Here is an 18,096-nt window from a genome sequence, read left to right as displayed (position 1 = left end):
TGCAATCTGGCGAAACCGACTGCCGTTTCGGCGTCCGGTCAGGTCTCGCATCTCTGATGCCCGGAGCGCCAGACTGAAAATGATCCACGGGCGCTGCCCGGACGTCGCCCTGCTCATCGACAAGACGGCGGGCGGAAGGGGCGGGGGAGAGCATTGCCGCCAGCATGTATGGCTGCGGGAGCTTCCTTGCCCCCGCAGCCGCCGCTCCAAAGCGCGATCAAGCACGGCGCGCCCGGCCGGAACGGGACCCTCCGCCCGCGGCGGCCGTGAACCTCGGGCGGTCCGGCCCCGGGTCAGGCAGCCTTCTGATTGACCTTGCTTTCCGCCATGGCGGTCAACTTCTTGTCGGTGGCTTTCTCCTCGTCCAGATTCTGCTGCAGCACTTTCGCGCAATCATTGCGGCCAAGCCGTTTCGCCCAGGCGATCAGGGTGCCGTAGCGCGTGATCTCGTAATGCTCGACAGCCTGGGCTTCGGCGAGCAAGGCGGCATCGAGAACCTCCTTGTCCGCGATCTCGCCCGCCGTCGCGTTCGCCTCCTTGATGATGCCGTCGATGGCGGGACAATCGACCGCCTTCGGCTGCTGCCCATGCATCTGGAACACCTGCTCCAAGCGCTTGATCTGGTTCTCGGTCTCGCGCAGATGGGTCTCGAAGCCCTGTTTGAGCTGCGGATCCGTCGCCTTCCCGATCATCTTCGGCAACGCCTTCGTGATCTGATTCTCGGCGTAGTAGATGTCTTGCAACGTATGAACGAACAGGTCGTCCAGCGTCCGGATATCCTTGGTGAACAGACCCATGCTGTCCTCCTTTTATCTTGTTCAACTCGACTCCAAGGCCAAGCTGCAGCGGGCCTTGAGCCTTCGAGACGAGAATGAGGCATTCCGGGCGGAGGTTCCGAACGGCAGCCGGAATCGGATGGCCGCGCAGGACCGTCGGAGGCGGCCCGCTCATGAGGAGCCTCGGATGCTCATGCGACATTCCGACCCGAGACGCCGGATCCGGCGCCGCTTCGCGCGGGCAGCCCTGATTCTCGGACTGGTCTGGCCTGGCCTGCCGGCGCACGGCCAGACGGCTGCTCCGCCCGACACCGCAACCGCCGTCTCTCCGGACGAGCAGGCGGCCTTCGACCGCTGCAAGCAGGATCTCGCCGCGGAGGCCCGGGCGCGGGGCGTCGCTCAGGCGGTGGTCGCGAGCAGCCTTCAGGACCTGTCGCCCGACCCGCAGGTTCTGACCGCGTCCCGCCAGCAGGCCGAGTTCGAGAAGCCGCTCTGGGACTACATCGATGCGGCCGTCACCGAGACGGCAATCGTCGATGGGCGCGCCAAGCTCGGCGAGTGGGAGCCGGTCCTCGCCGCGATCGAGACGGCCTACGGCGTCGACCGCTTCGTCCTGGCGGCGATCTGGGGCATCGAATCGGGATACGGTGCCGTCCTCGACAAGCCGACGAAGGTCAGGCCGGTGATCCGCTCGCTGGCGACGCTGGCCTGCGGCGGCGAGCGCGCGCCCTACTGGCGCGACGAGCTCCTCGCGGCGCTGCAGATCGCCGATCGGGGCGGCATCCCGCTGGATCAACTGACGGGCTCCTGGGCCGGCGCGATGGGCCACACGCAGTTCATGCCGACCACCTATCTGCGCCATGCGGTCGATTTCGACGGGGATGGCCGGCGCGACATCTGGCATTCGGTTCCCGATGCGCTCGCCTCGACGGCGAACGACCTCAAGGCGATGGGCTGGCGCGCCGGGGAGGGCTGGGGCTACGAGGTCGTCCTGCCCGAGGGGTTCGACTACGCGCTGGCCGACGAGGTCACCGAGCGCCCGCTCGCGGCATGGCAGGCCCTGGGCGTGCGCGTGGCGGGCGGGCAGCCGCCCGCGCCGACCCCGACGCCGGCCCGGCTCCTGGTTCCGGCCGGTGCGCGGGGGCCCGCCTTCCTGCTCTTGCCCAACTTCCAGGTGATCCTGCGCTACAACACCGCTTTGTCCTACGCGCTCGCGGTCGCGCATCTCTCCGATCGCCTGCGGGGGGCCGGTTCTCTCGTCCAGCCCTGGCCGCGGGGCGACCATATGCTGAGCCAGGACGAGCGCAGGGACCTGCAGGCCCGCTTGTCGGAGCGCGGCTTCGATGCCGGCGGCATCGACGGCAAGATCGGCCCGAAGACACGCCGGGCCATCCGGGTCTACCAGGCCGCCGCGGGGCTGATCCCGGACGGCTATGCCGACGCGATCCTCCTCGACCGCGTCAGGGCCGGGCGCTGATCCTGCCGGCGGTCGCGTCGGCGCGGCGGCCTCAGGTTCCGCAGAAGGTCCGGTGGACGCGCTCGTGCTCCTCGGGCGGCGCGGCGTAGCGGGCGAAGTCCGGCTGATCCTCGTAGGGCCCAGCCAGCACGGTCAGGAGCTCGGCGAAGGGCGCGAAGTCGTCGCGCTCCACCGCCGCCTCGATCACCGCCTCGATCCGGTGGTTGCGCGGGATATAGGCCGGATTGGCGCGGTCCATGGCCCGACGGCGCTCGTCCGCCGTCTGCGGCTCTGTGGCGAGGCGCTGGCGCCAGCGCGCCGCCCAGGCGTCGTAGACGGTCGGATCGATGAAGAGGTCGCGCACCGGGCCGTCCCGCGCGGGATCCGCCGCCGCAGCCCCGAGGCGCCGGAAGGTGAGCGTGAAGTCCGCACGATTCGCGGCCATGGCGGTCAGAAGGTCGCCCGCCAGCACCACATCGTCGTCGCGGGCCGTGAACAGGCCGAGCTTGCGCCGCAGCCCCGCCTGATAGGCGGCCTGGAAGAGCGGCGCGAAACCCGCAAGGCGCTCCTCGGCCACCCGGATGGCCTCCTCGGTCTCGGCGGCGAGGAGCGGCAGCAGGGTCTCGGCGAGCCGCACGAGGTTCCAGTGCGCGATCATCGGCTGGTTGCCATAGGCGTAGCGCCCGTGCTCGTCGATGGCGCTGAACACGGCGGCGGGGTCGTAGGCGTCCAGGAAGGCGCAGGGGCCGTAATCGATGGTCTCGCCGACCACCGACATGTTGTCGGTGTTCATCACCCCGTGGATGAAGCCGACGCAGAGCCATTGCGCGACGAGCGCGGCCTGTCGGGCGATCACCGCGGAGAGGAGGGCGGCGTAGGGATGCTCCTCTGCGGCGATCTCCGGATAGTGCCGGGCGATGACGTGGTCGGCGAGGCGCTTCACGCCCTCGGCGTCGCCCCGGATCGCGAAGTACTGGAAGGTGCCGACCCGGATGTGGCTGGAGGCGACCCGGGTGAGGATCGCGCCGGGGAGCAGCCGCTCGCGCACCACGCGGTCCCCCGTGGCGACGGCGGCGAGGGCCCGCGTCGTCGGGATGCCGAGGGCCGCCATCGCCTCGCTCACGATGTACTCGCGCAGGACCGGGCCCAGCGCGGCGCGCCCGTCGCCCCGGCGCGAGAACGGCGTCGGGCCGGACCCCTTCAGCTGGATGTCGCGGCGGATGCCGTCACGACCGACCACCTCGCCGAGGAGGATCGCCCGGCCGTCGCCGAGTTGCGGCACGAGATGGCCGAACTGATGGCCCGCATAGGCGGTTGCGATCGGCTCCGCGCCCGCGGGGACGCGGTTGCCGGCGAGAACCGCGAGGCCCTCCGGGCTGGCGAGCCAGTCCGGATCGAGCTGCAGCATCCGCGCGAGGTCCCGGTTCAGCCGGATCAGCCGCGGGGCCGGGACCGGGGTCGGGTCGATCCGGGCGAAGAAGCGCTCCGGCATGCGCGCGTAGCTGTTGTCGAACGGAATGGTCATCGCGGAGCGGGCCTTGGCGGAGGGGTGTCGGAGCATTCTTCAAGTCCATGTGGGGACCGGTTCGCCGCAGACCATGGGGAGACGATCGGGATCCGACCCGCCATGCAGGGATGATACGGCTTCCGGTTGATCCGTTCGGAGACAAGCGGGCGCGGGAATCCCTGTCCCGTGCGGGAGAGGGGTTCCCGCGCGGACTCGCCTCGGAAGGAATCAACCGAAAACCGTATGACACGATGGGGGCGGCATGCGTCCGGAGCAGGTCCTGCGCAGGATCGTCGCCGCTCACCGTAGCGCGTCGCCGTAGCACTCGACATGGGCCGCGAGCCCGAGGCCGTGGGCGCGGACGAGCTGCTCGGCATCCTCGCAGGCGCGGTCGCGCAACGCGCGCAGGATCGCGCGATGCTCGGCATTCGACCTGTCCGCCCGGCCATCCGTCCGGATCGCCGCCCGGCGGATGCCGCGCACATGCATCATCAGCGTGCCGGACATCTCATCGAAAATCCTGCACTGGGCGAGCGCGATGATCGCCTGGTGGAAGCGGATGTTCGCGTCGGAATACGCATCGATGTGCTCCGACGGGGAGCGTTCGAGAAAATCGGAGAAGAGGGTTTCGAGCGATGCGATCTGCTCGTCCGTGGCGCGCTGGCAGGCGAGGCGGGCGGCCATGCCTTCGAGGGCCGCCCAGGCATGGATCATCCCGATGATCTGGCGCTTGGTCTTCCGGACCACGAAGACGCCCCGTCGCGCCTCCGAGCGGACGAAGCCTTCCTGCTCCAGCACCGTGAAGGCCTCCCGCACCGGCGTGCGGCTCACCCCGAGGTCGCGGGCCAGCCGGCGCTCGTCGAGACGGATCTCGCCCGGGCTCCCGTAGATGTCGATCTCGCCGATCGCCGCCTTCAGCGCCTCGTAGACCTGCGTGCGCAGATTCGCCGCGGTGGCGATCGGCGTCACGGTGAATTCGATGGACCTGATCATGTGCGCACCTGACTCGTTCCTCGCCGCGGGCCGGGATCAGGCCCGCCCCTCCGCCGGGTCCGGACCTCACCCGGAATCGAAGGGACCGCGGGCCGATCGTGAGGCTGATCGCCCTCCGATCCGGCCTCTCGCCGCTGGCCCCTTGTGCCCGGCGGATCCTCTGCTTGACATCGCCTGGATCCTGGCATACCACATGCCAACACAACAAGACAAAATACTCACCCGGCCAGCGACTGATGAGGTGCCTGTGTCGGGAATGAGTTTAGGAGGGCCATGCCGAATGACGGGAGCCGCATCTGCACCGAGTTGATCATCCGGACGGATTTTCGGCTGATCGCATGGGAATGGTAATTGATCATGTGGCCGTGCGGGACGGAAGTTCTGCTGGTTATGTAATGGATGCGGACGATGACGGTGGCCATTGATCACGAGCAAGTTGTGAATGCTGTCGGGGATGCGGTCGTCGTGGCCGACGCGGAGGGACGCATCACCGTCTGGAATCCCGCCGCGGAGCGCATCTTCGGGTTCACGAAGGCCGAGGCGATCGGCCGGTCCCTCGACCTGATCACGCCGGAACGCCAGCGCCAGCGGCACTGGGACGGCTACGTCAAGACGATGCAGACCGGCGTGACCAAGTACGGCACCACGCTCCTGCGGGTGCCGGCGCTGCACAAGGACGGGCGGACGATCTCGATCGCGTTCACCGTCGGACTTCTCCACGGAGCGGATGGCCGCGTGACCGGCATCGTGGCCGCCATCCGGGATGAGACGAGCCGCTGGGCCGAGGAAAAGGCCCTGCGCAACAAGATCAGCGAACTCGAAGCATCGCGCTTGGGGTGAGCTGACCCGTGGAGCACGCGCCGTGTCGACCGGCCCGTGTCACCGTTCGAAGGCGGATGAGGCCGCCGATCATCAAAGCGGAGGAGTGTCCTAGATGAGCAAGCCCCTCGAAGGCATCAAGATCATCGATTTCACCCACGTCCAGGCAGGCCCGGCCTGCACCCAGCTGCTGGCGTGGTTCGGCGCGGACGTGATCAAGGTCGAGCGCCCGGGCGCCGGCGACGTCACCCGCACGCAGCTGCGTCACGTCGACGACGCGGATGCGCTCTACTTCACGATGCTGAACAGCAACAAGCGCTCGCTCACCCTCGACACCAAGACCCCGCAGGGCAAGGAAGTTCTCGAGAAGCTGATCCGCGAATCCGACGTCCTCGTGGAGAATTTCGGCCCCGGCGCCCTCGACCGCATGGGCTTCTCCTGGGCGCGCATCAACGAACTCAACCCCGGCATGATCGTGGCCTCGGTGAAGGGCTTCAGCGAAGGCCACCACTACGAGGACCTCAAGGTCTACGAGAACGTGGCGCAGTGCGCGGGCGGCGCGGCCTCGACCACCGGCTTCTGGGACGGCCCGCCGACCGTCAGCGGCGCGGCGCTCGGTGACTCCAACACCGGCATGCACCTCGCCATCGGCATCCTCACGGCGCTCCACCAGCGCAACAAGACCGGCAAGGGCCAGAAGGTCGCCGTCTCGATGCAGGATGCGGTGCTCAACCTCTGCCGGGTCAAGCTGCGCGACCAGCAGCGTCTCGACGCGATCGGCTACCTGGAGGAGTATCCGCAATACCCGCACGGCACCTTCACGGACGTGGTGCCCCGCGGCGGCAATGCGGGCGGCGGCGGCCAGCCGGGCTGGGTGCTGAAGTGCAAGGGCTGGGAAACCGATCCCAACGCCTACATCTACTTCACCATCCAGGGCCATGCCTGGGCCCCGATCTGCCGGGCTCTCGGCAAGGAGGAGTGGATCGACGATCCGGCCTACAACACGCCCCGCGCCCGCCAGGACAAGATCTTCGATATCTTCGCCGTCATCGAGGGCTGGCTCGCCGACAAGACCAAGTACGAGGCGGTGGATATCCTCCGCAAGTACGACATCCCGTGCGCGCCGGTGTTGTCCATGAAGGAGATCGCCGAGGACAAGTCACTGCGCGCGAGCGGCTCGATCGTCGAGGTGCCGCATCCGCAGCTCGGCAAGTACCTGACGGTCGGCAGCCCGATCAAGTTCTCGGACCTCACGATCGACGTGATGCCGTCGCCGCTGCTCGGCGAGCACACCGACGAGGTGCTGCGCGGCCTCGGCTACACCGAACAGCAGATCGAGATGCTGCACCAGGAGCGGGCGGTCTGATAAGGCCCCCCGCGGCCAACACGACGACGGCGCGTCTTCGACGCGCCGTTTTTTCGTTCCCGGAGCGATCGTCCGGACCCGCTCGCGGCTGGGTGCTCTCCCGACGGTCTGCCGCGATGCCGAGCCGCGCGGTCGCGCTGTTCCAGCAGCGTCAGATCCGGGCGGGTGATCAAAGCTCTGCAGGTCGCGAGCGGAACGAGGATGCCCGAGCCGGTGCGCGTGCCGCTTCCCAAGGGCGCCCTGATCGGGGCCTCAATAGAACCTGACCTGCGTGGAAGCCGCCATGCTCCTCATGCTGAGGTGCGAGCGCAGCGAGCCTCGAAGCACCCCGGACCGGTGCTCCCATCCACCGGAGCCTGGGACCACCGTTCAGGGGTGCTTCGAGGGCCGGCTGCCGCCGGCCACCTCAGCATGAGGAGCATGGCGGTTTCCACGGGAGAGAGCGCTCATTCAGCCGGTTTCATCCGCCAGGGTCGGCCCGGCTGGTGGTGAACCGATACCAGCCGGGCCTCGAAGGCCCGTTGATTCCGTTCCTGAATTCGCGATGGGTCGACGGCCCGATGCGTCGGAATCCTCAGCCATGCGGACGCGGGCTCCAGCTGGTCCGGGTTCGAGGTGTCCTGAATCTGCGTCAGCCTGCGGGCTCGGCCAGGAAGAACTCGACGGCCTGCGCGACCACCGCCGGATCATAGGCGTGGGGGCCGTCGTACTCGACATAGGTGAGATCGTAGCCGGCGCGTCGCAGCAGGGCCGCGTGGGTCCGCGCACTGCGGTCGATCGGGATCTGCTCGTCGCGCATGCCGTGGGACAGGAAGATCCGCGGCGCGCCCTGCTGGACCTGTACCGACAGGAATCCCGCCGACGAGACGATCAGGTGGGTCGCGAGGTGCCCGTTCGTGAGCCCGAGGGACAGCGTGTAGCTGCCGCCATCCGAGTGGCCCGCGAAGGCGAGACGGGTGGGGTCGAGGAGGAAGCGGCCCGCGACCGCCGCGAGCGCCGCATCGAGCCGCTCGCGGTCGGGCCCGTTTCCCGCGATGACGATGTCCCAGGTCGGGAACAGCGATTGGGGCGCGAGCAGCAGGAAGCCCCGCGCCTCGGCATGCGCCTCGAGCATCGGCAGGATCTTGGCGGCGCTGCCGCCGCCGCCGTGGAACAGCACCACGAGCGGCGTCGGCCGGCGCGGCGCGACACCTTGCGGCACGACCAGGAGAGCGTCGCGCTCCGGGAACAGGCCGAGGGCGTGACGACCGGGCGGCAGGGGCTCGCGCGTCGGCAGGCGGTGCGCGAAGGCGAGGCAGCCCGCGAGGGCGGAATCGATCACGGGGCTCATCCGATCGGCAGGCGGCGCCGGGCGGGGAGCGCCGAAGCCGCGACGAGAAAGCCCGCCGGCGACGGCCGCCGACGGGGGAGGGCGGCGGGACTGATGTGCCCACTGCGGGATCGAGGGGATCGAGCGGCACCCGGCCCGGTCGGATCCGACACCGCTCTCGATGCCGGATCGTGCCGGATGGTCCGACGAGCGGGTCTGCGCCCCGTCGGACCGGGCTCCGGCCGCCTCACTTCTTCTTGCGGACGGAGCTCTGCGGGTTGAGGCTGCCGATATTGCCGCTCTCGGTGCCGGCCTGCGGGTCGATCACCGCGTTGATGAGCGTCGGCCGGCCCGAATCCATCGCCTCGTTCACCGCGCGGCTGAGCTCGTCGGGCGTGGTCGCGTGGACGCCGACGCCGCCGAAGGCCTCCATCATCCGGTCGTAGCGCGAGTCCTTGACGAACACGGTCGTGCCGGGATCGCGTCCGGTCGGGTCGGTGTCGGTGCCCCGATAGATGCCGTTGTTGTTGAAGATGACGACGCAGACCGGCAGGTTGTAGCGGCAGATGGTCTCGATCTCCATGCCGGAGAAGCCGAAGGCGCTGTCGCCCTCGACGGCGAGCACCGGCTTGCCGGTCTCGATCGCCGCGGCGATCGCGAAGCCCATGCCGATCCCCATCACGCCCCAGGTGCCGACATCGAGGCGCTTGCGCGGCTGGTACATGTCGATGACGGAGCGGGCGAGGTCGAGCGTGTTGGCGCCCTCGTTGACGAGGATCGCGTCCGGCCGCTCCTTGATGACGGTGCGCAGGGCCCCGAGCGCGCTGTGGAAGTCCATCGGCGCGGTGTTCTTGCGCAGCTTGGCGGCCATCTTGGAGAGATTGGCCTCCTTGCGCTCGGCGATCGTCGCCGTCCAGTCGGAGGGCGGGGCCGGCCAGTTCTCGCCCATGCCGTCGAGCAGGGCGGAGACGCAGGAGCCGATATCGCCCACGAGCGGCGCGGCGATCTCGACGTTGCTGTCCATCTCCCGCGGCTCGATGTCGATCTGGATGAACTTCTTGGAGCCCGGCTCGCCCCAGGTCTTGCCCTTGCCGTGCGACAGGAGCCAGTTGAGGCGCGCGCCCACCAGCAGCACCACATCGGCGTCCTTGAGGACGAGGGAGCGCGCTGCACCGGCCGACAGCGGATGCGTGTCGGGCAGGAGGCCCTTGGCCATGCTCATCGGCACGTACGGGATGCCGCTCCTCTCGACGAGGGCGCGGATCGCGTCATCGGCCTGGGCGTAGGCGGCGCCCTTGCCGAGGATGATCAGGGGCCGCTTGGCGCCCTTGAGGAGGCCGAGGGCCCGCTGCACGGCGGCCGGCGCCGGGAGCTGGGCGGGAGCCGGGTCGATGACCTTCACCAGCGACTTGGCGCCGGCCTCCGCATCCATGACCTGCGAGAAGAGCTTCGCCGGCAGATCGAGATAGACGCCGCCCGGACGCCCCGAGACGGCGGCCCGGATCGCGCGCGCCACGCCGATGCCGATATCGGCCGCGTGCAGGACCCGGAAGGCCGCCTTGCACAGGGGCTTGGCGATGGCGAGCTGGTCCATCTCCTCGTAGTCGCCCTGCTGCAGGTCGACGATCTCGCGCTCCGACGAGCCGCTGATCAGGATCATCGGGAAGCAGTTGGTGGTGGCATTGGCGAGCGCCGTGAGGCCGTTCAGGAAGCCCGGTGCGGAGACGGTGAGGCAGATGCCCGGCTTCTTGGTGAGGAAGCCCGCAATGGCAGCCGCGTTGCCGGCATTCTGCTCGTGGCGGAAGGAGATGACCCGCATGCCCTCGGCCTGGGCGAGGCGGCCGAGATCCGTGATCGGGATCCCGGGCACGCCGTAGATCGTGTTGATGCCGTTGAGCTTGAGGGCGTCGATGACGAGATGGAAGCCGTCGGTCAGCTCTCCGTGCCCCTCGGCCTGCCCGCCCTGTGCCGTCACGCTCGACGCGACGGCGCCCGGATCGATGTCGGTGGCCGGCTTGGCCTGCGTCTTGACGATGGTTTCCATCGATATTCCCCTGGTCTTCTCTGCTTGGTTTCTGTCGGGCTGGGCTTGGGTCGGCCCGGCGATGTGTCTCTGGCTTGCGCAAGGCGCGCGTTGGGGCGAGGCGCGGCGCTGGGTCCTCTGGCGCCGTCTCATCGCTCGGAAGATCTGTCGGGCGGTGCCTCACCGAGGCGCCGAACCGGTCGCGGCTGGACCGCCGCCGGTCTCACTCGGGCGATGGGGCGTCGAGGCAGGTCATGAGCGTTCCTCCTGAGGCTGATCGTTGATCGCCCATCCACCGGCCCCCATCCGAGGAGCCGTTGCGGGCGTGCCCGATTTTGTATCGGGTCGACTGTATACCAGAGACAGTGTGCCTCCGCGCCGGTCGGTTTGTCAACGAGGATCCCTGTCCCGAGTGAGGCGCTCCGCGGCGGCCTGTGGGCGGCCGATGCCGGCTTCCGATCGTTTGTGCGAGGATCGTGGCAGGATGAGCAGTCGAACTGCATCTCCGCCGGCTGCGGCACGGATCGACAAGATCCGCCGCGCCATGGCGTAGCTCGACCACCATGGCGAGCAGAAACACTTCTTTACCAAGAAGCTTCCGGCTGTGGCAACGATACACTACCGGCGAGCGGGAAGCGGACTAGGCTGACTGCATGAATCCTGCCGATCTCTCGGCCCCCGGGGCCGACACCATTCATCCCCATCCTCTGACGCTATCGGCCCGGGCGCGTGCCGGCCTGATGCGGCAGCGGGCCTGCATCGTATGGCTGACCGGGCTGTCGGGGGCGGGCAAGTCCACCCTGGCCAATCTGGTCGAGACCCGCCTCGCGGCGGAGGACCGCCATGCCTACATCCTCGATGGCGACAACCTGCGCAGCGGCCTCAACCGAGATCTCGGCTTCTCGGATGCCGATCGCATCGAGAACATGCGCCGCACCGTCGAGGTGGCGCGGCTGATGGCGGATGCGGGGCTGATCGTGATCGTTTCGCTGATCTCGCCCTTCCGGCGCGAGCGTGCGCAGGCGCGGAAAGCGGCTGGGGCGGTGCCCTTCATCGAGGTTCACGTGGACGCGCCGCTGGCGGAGTGCGAGCGGCGGGATCCCAAGGGGCTGTACCGGCGGGCGCGCCGCGGGGAGATCGCCCATTTCACCGGGATCGACTCGCCCTACGAGGCGCCCGACGCGCCAGACCTGCGCCTGGATACGAGCGTGCTCACGCCCGAGCAGGCGGCCGAGCGCCTCATCGGCTACCTTCAGGAGCACGTCCTCGGCCTACCCGACGTCGTCAGCTACAGGCTGATGGCGCATCAGGCGACGGAGGGCGAGCGCGGCTGACATCCGCCGCGCCAGAGCGGTGTCCGAGGAGGCGGGCACCGGTTTGCCGCGGACCATGCACGTGGTCAAACGCCTGGAGCGGCCTCCGCTCCGTCGTGAACGGATCCGCTCGTGCGCCCGCGCCGGACGGAGGGCCGCCGGGCGCGGGGCGGCGGGGCACCCGGGCCGCGCGGCCGAAATGAGGTGAGATCCCAGGAGGCAGAGCCCGGATGTCGGACCTGCCTCCTCTCCAGGATCCAACTCGGCCGATGCACGTTGGGCGTTCGTTTGGAGCGGAGGCCGGCATGTCGTGCGATCGTCCGCGGTTGAGGCTACCGGTCTGTGCCGCGGTCGCTCTTCTCTCGGCCGTGTCAGGCGCATCGGATGCGCAGGAGCGCCCGTCCAGCCTCGACATGACCTGCCGGCAAGCGGCGAGGCTCGTCTCCGCGCGCGGCGCGCTGGTGCTCGGCACAGGCGGCTTCACCTATGATCGCTTCGTGCGGGACCGCAGCTTCTGCGAGCCGACGGAGGTGACCGCCAACGGGTTCGCGCCCACGCGGGACAATCCTGAATGTCTCGTGGGCTATCGCTGCATCGAGCCGGGCCGCGACTGGTTCGGAGACGACGAGTAGCCGGGGCGGTGCCACGAGGGACGTGACGCGAGTTCGACCGAGGTCAGCCCAAGCCGTACAGCCTGAGCCATGGGCTCGGTGGAGGGAGCGGGCGAGCAGGTGGAGATCATCCTGAATTTCCACTTGTTCGCGGCAGCCAATGGGCACGGAATAGTTGCTCCATTCGCTCCCAAAGGGAGTATTGATCATGTGCCGTCAAATGAAGACGCGCGCAGAGATCGAGGCGCTGACCTTGGCCCAGGCGCGCGGCATACCCGGATGTGAGAATATCTTCAGCATCGAGATCGCGCGCCGTCGGCCGGCGCGCACATATCCGGCATTTTGCATATCCATCAATGATGAAGCAACGGAAGAGCATTGCGAGGTTGTGCGAAAGGTTGCTGTCGTGATACGCAAGCTCTACAATACATACGAGGTCTGGGACGAGTGGCTTCAGTAGATGAACAGCCTGCGTTCTTCCTGAGCAACGCTTGTCATTGCCGAAGCGCTCGGCTGGGAGCAGGAGGCTCCAGGCGTGGCCTTCGTCGCTCATGGCGCTGCCAAGCCCGTGGCGGCAGTCGAGCGGGGAGCGTCGCAGGCCGTATTGTATATATTGACCTCCTATTCTCGATCCGAAACGGCAAGGATGATGGTGATGCGAGACAGGAGGATTGCCTCGGTCAGGGTGGCGACAGAGACTTCATGAACCATCGATATTGGCCATACGCCCTTGGTCTACTTTGAAGATTCCTGCGCGACCCGCTGCATCAGCAGCCTGGGCCGTTGGCATCAGGTCGCATGAGCGCATCGAGGATCGGACAATCGGGACGGTCGTCGCCCGGACAGGCGCTGAGCATCCCGCTGAGCGCTCGATCAAGCCGCTCCAGATCCGCGAGCTTCGCGCGCACCTCGGTGAGGTGATGCCGCACGATGGTCTGGACCTCGCTGCAGGTGACCGCCTGCCGGTCCACCAAGCCCAGCATGGCGCCGATGCTCTCGAGCGGAAAGCCGAGCTCCCGGCAGCGACGCACGAAAGTCAGGCGACGGATTGCCTCCGCATCATAGCGGCGGTGTCCGGCCGGCGAGCGGGAGGGCAGCGGAACCAAGCCGATCCGCTCGTAATAGCGGATGGTTTCCAGGTGAACACCCGTGCGGGCCGCCAGCGCGCCAATGGTCAGGCCGTGCACGGATGATTCTGGCATGCCGACGCTTGTCCCGTAACCGCTCCAGGGTCAAGACTGCCTCAAGTTCGCATCGAACGCCATCGCTCGGTTGTCTTTCGTCTGCCTTCGCTTGCGCTGCTTCCGAATGCCGATGATGCGCCATCGGCACACCCTCTGTGGATGAGGATGGCATCATTCGGCAGTTCTCGAGGCGCGAATTGAACCGAATCTTTCAGGTTACAATGATCATGAGCCGATTGTGCGTATCTCTTGCGGCCCTGCATGGTCGGAATCAGCGCATGATCGAAATATAAAAAATGTGTATTGTTCAAAGATGAAGAGGGCTTGAGACGGCGCCGATGAGGGCTGGACGGCGGCATGGCCAAGCTATAACACTCCAGAAATGAAGTATATGCGACCGCCTCGGATTCATATTTAGGCTTCGTTCAGGATGCTTTTGCCAAAAGAAAGCGCACCCTCGAAGCGTGAATCTGCGGCTTCTCATGTGTGAGCGAGCGCAAGAGGCATCATGATTCCTGAAGGCAGGAAGCCGGCTATGCCGGACCAGGGGCCGGCTGCGGCCTTGCCCGTCGATCTGCGCCCTCGTCTGCCCCGGTTCGTGCACGACCACCTCGGCACGCAGCTGCGGGCCGCCTATGCGGCCTTCATCGCCGAGCAGCAGCCGCAGGTGTTGCTCGATTTGATCGCTCGCCTGGAGGTGGCTCTGGCCGAACCGCCGGCGGCCGCGTCCACGTTCCGCGACGACCTGCTGGCAGCTCTACCGGCGTTGCGGGCCTTTGCAGTGTCGCTGACCGCCAACCTGGCCCAAGCTGACGACCTGGTGCAGGAGACGCTGCTGCGGGCCTGGCAGAACCAGCACCGTTTCGAGGCCGGCACGAATCTCAAGGCGTGGCTGTTCACGATCCTGCGCAACCAGTTCTACAGCCATGCCCGCAAGCGCCGGCGCGAGGTCGAGGACAGCGATGGCAGCGCCGCCGGGCAGCTGATCGCCCGACCGGATCAGGAGGACGGTCTCGAGCTGCGCGAGGTCTGGGCGCGGCTGAACGAGCTGCCGCCCGTTCAGCGCGAGGCGCTGTTGCTGATCGCCACCCAGGGCCTGACCTACGAGGCTGCGGCCGATCTGATGGGCTGCCAAGTTGGCACCGTGAAGAGCCGGGTCAATCGCGCCCGCGCCGCCCTGGCCCGGGCTCTGGGCTACGACGGGAGGCTGGGCCGTACCGCCGCTCCGTGACGCCGCGGAGCCTGGGCCCGTGAAGGTCGTGGGGTCGAACTCGAACATCCGGCTGCGAAAGGGATAGCGCCCAACGCCCGGGGTGCCAGACCTCTACTGACTGCCGCCGCTGCTGCCACCGCCGGCCGTGTTGGACCGCGGCTTGTTGTTCTCCTCGGCGTTGCTCGCCGCTCCCGACGAACTCCCGGCCGGGCGGCCCTGCGCCAGCACCGGACCGGCCAGCACGATCAGAGCTGCGGTAAGGGCTGCGACTTTCCTCATGACGATCTCCCATCTTCTGCCACGCCATGCGCCGGCGGGCTTAAGACAGGAGCAACGTTCTCGAAGGCCGAATCGTTCTGCGGCTTGAAGAACCGTGGTACGGTGCCTGGGAGTCGCTTTGGCGCGAGGGGGCCGGAGACCGCCGTCAGCCCGCCCGGCGCGCTGCGGCGGATTGCCCTTCTTCGGGCCGAAGCAATGTAGCCCCAAAGCGTTCTGGCGGCGCCATTGTGTCGGGGGTACGTTCAAGCAGTCGTACCGAACGAACTCAGATCCCTAATCTTAATCCGGCTTGCGTCAACAACAATGGAGCACCGTGGGCCGCAGCAGACCCGCGCGGAAGGTTGCACGCCGTGTTGGAGAGCAAAATATCGTAACGTGTCTTGCGGGTGGCGAGAATGATAACTGTCATGTCGTCGGTGATATCTGCCGGGGCCGCAACTGTTGCGGTTTCGGCTTTAAACCTTGTACATCGCAGGATGTCTGAAGACCTGCATGATACAAGATTCATGCTCTACACGGGCTGCGCGATTGCGGTGCTCGGAATGTTGGGTGCCTATCTGACCTTGCCCGGCTGAGGTTGGCGCCCGTCGACGAGCCGGCGAGCATCCGGGGCAGGCGGCAGGCTGGCGAGGCCGCAACTCCAACCAGGGCGAAGCTGTTCACGGTACCATAAAAGGCGGCCGAAGCCGCCTTTGAACAAAGCTTGCGCGAACGCCTCACACGAAGATGGCTTCGACCTCGACACCGCCCCCATACGCGTCGACCGGGACGTGCGCGAAGTCCATGTAGCCAGCTTCGTGAGCCATGGCCTCCAGCGCCTGTTCGCGTGACCCAGCCTCTCCCACCCACAGGATCGCGCCGGTCCGGACCTGTTTTACCTGAAACAAGCGCATCGTTCCTCCCATGTCGTTGTTGTGCAATACGGAAGTTGGGGGTGTGGCTGACCCGGTTCACACGCTCCAGGCAACGGCCCCCCAATCATCGACTATGACTGTGTCTCCACCGCACCACAAGCCATTCCGATCGGGAGTGGCCATTGCAAGTGCCGGCCCCCGCCGCCGACGAGGAGTCCGGACGTCTCGTGAACGCGCATCCGGACCGGTTCTGTCTTGATCAGACCCGGCAAAAGGATTGCAGATTGCCAAATCAACTTGCGCACAAGGTCAATAATGCCAAGCTAATCTGTGAAAGAATTTGACAGATTATTTCTATTTCAACTAGTCTGTCACTGTCCGCATTTGCCGACAGTGGTCGTAACAAGCACATCAATGAGGAGAAGCGCGCGATGCTGCAGAAGCTTGCGGCTGCTGCCGCTCTTACAACCGCGTTGTCGTCCGTTGCGTTTGCCATGCCAATGGCAGGGTCGCTGATCGGGCACGTCGATAGTCAGGACGTCCAGCCAATGGGCGCTCCGGGAGATATGAGGATTACCAAAACTGCGTCGGGAACGAATGCTGGTCCTGGCACTCCGCTCGATGGAGCCCGCGTGCAATGGAGCGACGTCACCGTCCTCAAGGGCGGCCAGGGTCCGGTGACGGGAACCATTACCTTCATCACCCCCACGGGCACGACGAGCAGCCCCTACAAGGGAACCGTCACGACGGATCCCATGGGCAGGGTCACGGCAACCGGCACGTTCAGGACGACCAAGGGAAGCGGCGACTTCGCTGGGCTCAAGGGCAGGGGAACCTTCTCGGTAGCCTTCAGCTCGCCAACGGACTTCACCGGCCAGTGGCAGGGAGACTTCAAGACGCCCGGGCAGAGAACATCGCGCCGGTGAGGAGGTCCGGCTGCCGTCGGACGCTCGCCCCCGGAACGGCGAGCCGTCGGCAGGTGGCCGAGGTCGCGCGCCGCGGCGGATCCGACTTGCCGAGCCACCGGTCGCTTCACGCCCGCCATGCGCCGCGAGGCACCGGACCTCATTCACCGGACCTCATGGCGTCATCCGACGCGGCGAGCCTGCTCCGTGGAATGAGCGCGAGAAGGATGAGGCGAGATGGAACGACAGGTGCGCAGAAGTGACGACGATCCGCGGACGGCCGAGCAGCCGGATGCCATCCCGATCCTGTCCGTCGCAGAACTGGAAGCCGACCCGCACGGCGTGTTCCGTCACTACCGGCCCCGCATGCCCTTCGTCGCCCATGAGGCGGGCGGCTTCCTCGTTCTCCGCTCGCGGAATGTCGAGCAGCTCATGCGCGACCCCCGTGCTCGAGCGACGGAGACCGCGTATCCGGAGATGCGCGGCATTCACGACGGGGCGCTGTTCGACCTGTTCGAGCATGGCATGCTCACGGCCAATGGCACGGTCCACCGTCGGCGCCGCTCGCCTTTCACACGCACCTTCGCCGCCCGCCTGATCGAGGACCTGCGGCCCCGCATCCGCGCCACGGCGGAGGCTCTCGTCGGGAGCTGGATGGACGAGGGCGAGGTCGATCTCGTCGAGCATTACACGGCGCTGATTCCGGCCAGGACGATCGCCGGCCTTCTGGGCCTGCCGCAAGCGGATATCCCCCACTTCACACGGCTCGCCTACGAGGTCTCCCGCGTGCTGAGCTTCGCGTTCGGGCCGGAGGACATCCCGGACCTTCAGGCTGCGGCCGGGGAGCTGAAGGATTACGTCGCTCGCCTCATCGAGGAGCGGCGTCGGGCACCCGGCGACGACTTCCTGTCCCGCTATCGGGCGGAGGCCGAGGAGGCGAGCGACCTCTCGCCCCTGGAGATCATCGCCCAGATCGTGCAGTTGATCATCGGGGGAACCGATACGACGCGCGTGGCAGGGGCCATGCAGGTGGCGCTTCTCCTGCAGCACCGCGAGCAATGGGAGGCGGTCTGCCGTGATCCCGCCCTGATCCCGCGGGCGGTGACGGAAGCCCTCCGTTTCGAGCCGAGCGCCGCCTCTTCCGCACGCCTCACGCAGGAGGACATCGCACTCGATGGACATGTGCTGCCGGCCGGGGCGGTGATCATTCTCTCGACCATGTCGGCGATGCGCGACGAGCAGGTCTATGCGCGGCCCGACGTCTTCGACATTCACCGCACGGATCACCCACGCCTGCATCCGGTGTTCGGCGGCGGGGCGCATCGCTGCATCGGTGAGGCTTTGGCACGGGCGGAGCTGGAGGAGGGGCTGGCTGTCCTGGCGCGCCACCTTCCGCAGCTGCGCTTGACCGGTGCGATGCCAAAGCTGCAGGGACACAGCGGGATCCGGCGGATCGATCGGATGTGCGTGACCTCTGGCACTCCTCGA

The 18,096-nt window shown here is 67.3% G+C and carries 17 protein-coding genes (1 of these 17 only partly in view); 9 read left to right on the top strand and 8 right to left on the bottom strand.

All coding sequences use genetic code 11. The features are described from left to right. Nucleotides 1–293: 293 nt before the first annotated feature. Nucleotides 294–797 carry a YciE/YciF ferroxidase family protein gene (locus MNOD_RS22880; RefSeq protein WP_015931337.1) on the bottom strand — a complete coding sequence of 168 codons (504 nt, stop codon included), beginning with the start codon at nucleotides 795–797 and terminating at the stop codon, nucleotides 294–296. A gap of 166 nt (nucleotides 798–963) precedes the next feature. On the opposite strand from MNOD_RS22880, the gene MNOD_RS22875 reads away from it, so the two are divergent. Further along, the gene (locus MNOD_RS22875) at nucleotides 964–2,253 is read left to right on the top strand and encodes a lytic murein transglycosylase (RefSeq protein WP_015931336.1); all 1,290 of its coding nucleotides are present in this window, start codon (nucleotides 964–966) and stop codon (nucleotides 2,251–2,253) included. A gap of 31 nt (nucleotides 2,254–2,284) precedes the next feature. Here MNOD_RS22875 and MNOD_RS22870 read toward each other — a convergent pair whose 3' ends face one another. Both MNOD_RS22870 and MNOD_RS22865 read right to left on the bottom strand, forming a co-directional pair. Continuing rightward, nucleotides 2,285–3,757 (bottom strand): protein adenylyltransferase SelO, encoded by a 1,473-nt coding sequence (locus MNOD_RS22870; RefSeq protein ID WP_043751885.1) that lies wholly within the window; start codon nucleotides 3,755–3,757, stop codon nucleotides 2,285–2,287. A 282-nt stretch (nucleotides 3,758–4,039) separates the two neighbouring features. Further along, entirely contained in the window at nucleotides 4,040–4,732 is a 693-nt protein-coding gene (locus tag MNOD_RS22865) for a GntR family transcriptional regulator (RefSeq protein WP_015931334.1), read from the bottom strand. A gap of 408 nt (nucleotides 4,733–5,140) precedes the next feature. Here MNOD_RS22865 and MNOD_RS22860 point away from each other — a divergent pair, with 408 nt between their 5' ends. Then, nucleotides 5,141–5,572 carry a PAS domain-containing protein gene (locus MNOD_RS22860; RefSeq protein WP_015931333.1) on the top strand — a complete coding sequence of 144 codons (432 nt, stop codon included), beginning with the start codon at nucleotides 5,141–5,143 and terminating at the stop codon, nucleotides 5,570–5,572. Nucleotides 5,573–5,666: 94 nt separating this feature from the next. Beyond that, nucleotides 5,667–6,917, top strand: coding sequence for a formyl-CoA transferase (gene frc, locus MNOD_RS22855; RefSeq protein WP_015931332.1), 1,251 nt, complete (start codon nucleotides 5,667–5,669; stop codon nucleotides 6,915–6,917). Nucleotides 6,918–7,548: 631 nt separating this feature from the next. On the opposite strand, the gene MNOD_RS22850 is transcribed toward frc, so the two are convergent. Both MNOD_RS22850 and oxc read right to left on the bottom strand, forming a co-directional pair. Continuing rightward, a complete protein-coding gene (locus tag MNOD_RS22850; protein WP_015931331.1) occupies nucleotides 7,549–8,247 on the bottom strand; it encodes an alpha/beta hydrolase in 699 nt (232 codons plus the stop codon). Nucleotides 8,248–8,473: 226 nt separating this feature from the next. Continuing rightward, on the bottom strand, nucleotides 8,474–10,270 hold the full coding sequence (gene oxc, locus MNOD_RS22845; RefSeq protein ID WP_015931330.1) for an oxalyl-CoA decarboxylase: 1,797 nt from the start codon (nucleotides 10,268–10,270) through the stop codon (nucleotides 8,474–8,476). Between the two features lie 632 nt (nucleotides 10,271–10,902). Between oxc and cysC the strand changes: the two genes are divergently transcribed. From cysC to MNOD_RS22830, 3 genes are all read left to right on the top strand, one after another. Next, entirely contained in the window at nucleotides 10,903–11,583 is a 681-nt protein-coding gene (gene cysC, locus MNOD_RS22840) for an adenylyl-sulfate kinase (protein ID WP_015931329.1), read from the top strand. Between the two features lie 284 nt (nucleotides 11,584–11,867). Next, complete coding sequence (locus MNOD_RS22835) at nucleotides 11,868–12,194, top strand: hypothetical protein (protein WP_015931328.1); 327 nt, start codon at nucleotides 11,868–11,870, stop codon at nucleotides 12,192–12,194. Nucleotides 12,195–12,393: 199 nt separating this feature from the next. Beyond that, nucleotides 12,394–12,633, top strand: a complete 240-nt coding sequence (locus MNOD_RS22830; protein ID WP_244424551.1) for a hypothetical protein — start codon at nucleotides 12,394–12,396, stop codon at nucleotides 12,631–12,633. Between the two features lie 307 nt (nucleotides 12,634–12,940). On the opposite strand, the gene MNOD_RS22825 is transcribed toward MNOD_RS22830, so the two are convergent. Further along, nucleotides 12,941–13,375, bottom strand: coding sequence for a MerR family transcriptional regulator (locus MNOD_RS22825; RefSeq protein ID WP_015931326.1), 435 nt, complete (start codon nucleotides 13,373–13,375; stop codon nucleotides 12,941–12,943). A 490-nt stretch (nucleotides 13,376–13,865) separates the two neighbouring features. Between MNOD_RS22825 and MNOD_RS22820 the strand changes: the two genes are divergently transcribed. Continuing rightward, nucleotides 13,866–14,588, top strand: a complete 723-nt coding sequence (locus MNOD_RS22820; protein WP_043749258.1) for a sigma-70 family RNA polymerase sigma factor — start codon at nucleotides 13,866–13,868, stop codon at nucleotides 14,586–14,588. A 93-nt stretch (nucleotides 14,589–14,681) separates the two neighbouring features. On the opposite strand, the gene MNOD_RS48210 is transcribed toward MNOD_RS22820, so the two are convergent. Beyond that, on the bottom strand, nucleotides 14,682–14,849 hold the full coding sequence (locus tag MNOD_RS48210; RefSeq protein ID WP_015931324.1) for a hypothetical protein: 168 nt from the start codon (nucleotides 14,847–14,849) through the stop codon (nucleotides 14,682–14,684). Between the two features lie 716 nt (nucleotides 14,850–15,565). Next, a complete protein-coding gene (locus MNOD_RS48205) occupies nucleotides 15,566–15,742 on the bottom strand; it encodes a hypothetical protein (protein WP_015931323.1) in 177 nt (58 codons plus the stop codon). A gap of 392 nt (nucleotides 15,743–16,134) precedes the next feature. Between MNOD_RS48205 and MNOD_RS22815 the strand changes: the two genes are divergently transcribed. Both MNOD_RS22815 and MNOD_RS22810 read left to right on the top strand, forming a co-directional pair. Beyond that, nucleotides 16,135–16,629, top strand: coding sequence for a hypothetical protein (locus MNOD_RS22815; RefSeq protein ID WP_015931322.1), 495 nt, complete (start codon nucleotides 16,135–16,137; stop codon nucleotides 16,627–16,629). 216 nt (nucleotides 16,630–16,845) lie between these two features. Further along, nucleotides 16,846–18,096, top strand: partial view of a cytochrome P450 gene (locus MNOD_RS22810; RefSeq protein WP_015931321.1) — the 5' portion only. 57 nt of this gene lie beyond the right edge of the window; only the first 1,251 of its 1,308 coding nucleotides appear in the window; the start codon lies at nucleotides 16,846–16,848; the stop codon falls past the right edge of the window.

Origin of the sequence: Methylobacterium nodulans ORS 2060 (assembly GCF_000022085.1) — a bacterium.
Lineage (GTDB): Bacteria > Pseudomonadota > Alphaproteobacteria > Rhizobiales > Beijerinckiaceae > Methylobacterium > Methylobacterium nodulans.
Note: the sequence above shows the minus strand (reverse complement) of the source record. Positions and strands in the feature narration are given on the sequence as shown.

What these genes read in the sequence shown, in the direction of transcription:
- MNOD_RS22880 (WP_015931337.1), bottom strand. Translation starts at nt 797, where the DNA reads ATGGGTCTGTTCACCAAGGATATCCGGACGCTGGACGACCTGTTCGTT.
- MNOD_RS22875 (WP_015931336.1), top strand. Translation starts at nt 964, where the DNA reads ATGCTCATGCGACATTCCGACCCGAGACGCCGGATCCGGCGCCGCTTC.
- MNOD_RS22870 (WP_043751885.1), bottom strand. Translation starts at nt 3,757, where the DNA reads ATGACCATTCCGTTCGACAACAGCTACGCGCGCATGCCGGAGCGCTTC.
- MNOD_RS22865 (WP_015931334.1), bottom strand. Translation starts at nt 4,732, where the DNA reads ATGATCAGGTCCATCGAATTCACCGTGACGCCGATCGCCACCGCGGCG.
- MNOD_RS22860 (WP_015931333.1), top strand. Translation starts at nt 5,141, where the DNA reads ATGACGGTGGCCATTGATCACGAGCAAGTTGTGAATGCTGTCGGGGAT.
- frc (WP_015931332.1), top strand. Translation starts at nt 5,667, where the DNA reads ATGAGCAAGCCCCTCGAAGGCATCAAGATCATCGATTTCACCCACGTC.
- MNOD_RS22850 (WP_015931331.1), bottom strand. Translation starts at nt 8,247, where the DNA reads ATGAGCCCCGTGATCGATTCCGCCCTCGCGGGCTGCCTCGCCTTCGCG.
- oxc (WP_015931330.1), bottom strand. Translation starts at nt 10,270, where the DNA reads ATGGAAACCATCGTCAAGACGCAGGCCAAGCCGGCCACCGACATCGAT.
- cysC (WP_015931329.1), top strand. Translation starts at nt 10,903, where the DNA reads ATGAATCCTGCCGATCTCTCGGCCCCCGGGGCCGACACCATTCATCCC.
- MNOD_RS22835 (WP_015931328.1), top strand. Translation starts at nt 11,868, where the DNA reads ATGTCGTGCGATCGTCCGCGGTTGAGGCTACCGGTCTGTGCCGCGGTC.
- MNOD_RS22830 (WP_244424551.1), top strand. Translation starts at nt 12,394, where the DNA reads ATGAAGACGCGCGCAGAGATCGAGGCGCTGACCTTGGCCCAGGCGCGC.
- MNOD_RS22825 (WP_015931326.1), bottom strand. Translation starts at nt 13,375, where the DNA reads ATGCCAGAATCATCCGTGCACGGCCTGACCATTGGCGCGCTGGCGGCC.
- MNOD_RS22820 (WP_043749258.1), top strand. Translation starts at nt 13,866, where the DNA reads ATGATTCCTGAAGGCAGGAAGCCGGCTATGCCGGACCAGGGGCCGGCT.
- MNOD_RS48210 (WP_015931324.1), bottom strand. Translation starts at nt 14,849, where the DNA reads ATGAGGAAAGTCGCAGCCCTTACCGCAGCTCTGATCGTGCTGGCCGGT.
- MNOD_RS48205 (WP_015931323.1), bottom strand. Translation starts at nt 15,742, where the DNA reads ATGCGCTTGTTTCAGGTAAAACAGGTCCGGACCGGCGCGATCCTGTGG.
- MNOD_RS22815 (WP_015931322.1), top strand. Translation starts at nt 16,135, where the DNA reads ATGCTGCAGAAGCTTGCGGCTGCTGCCGCTCTTACAACCGCGTTGTCG.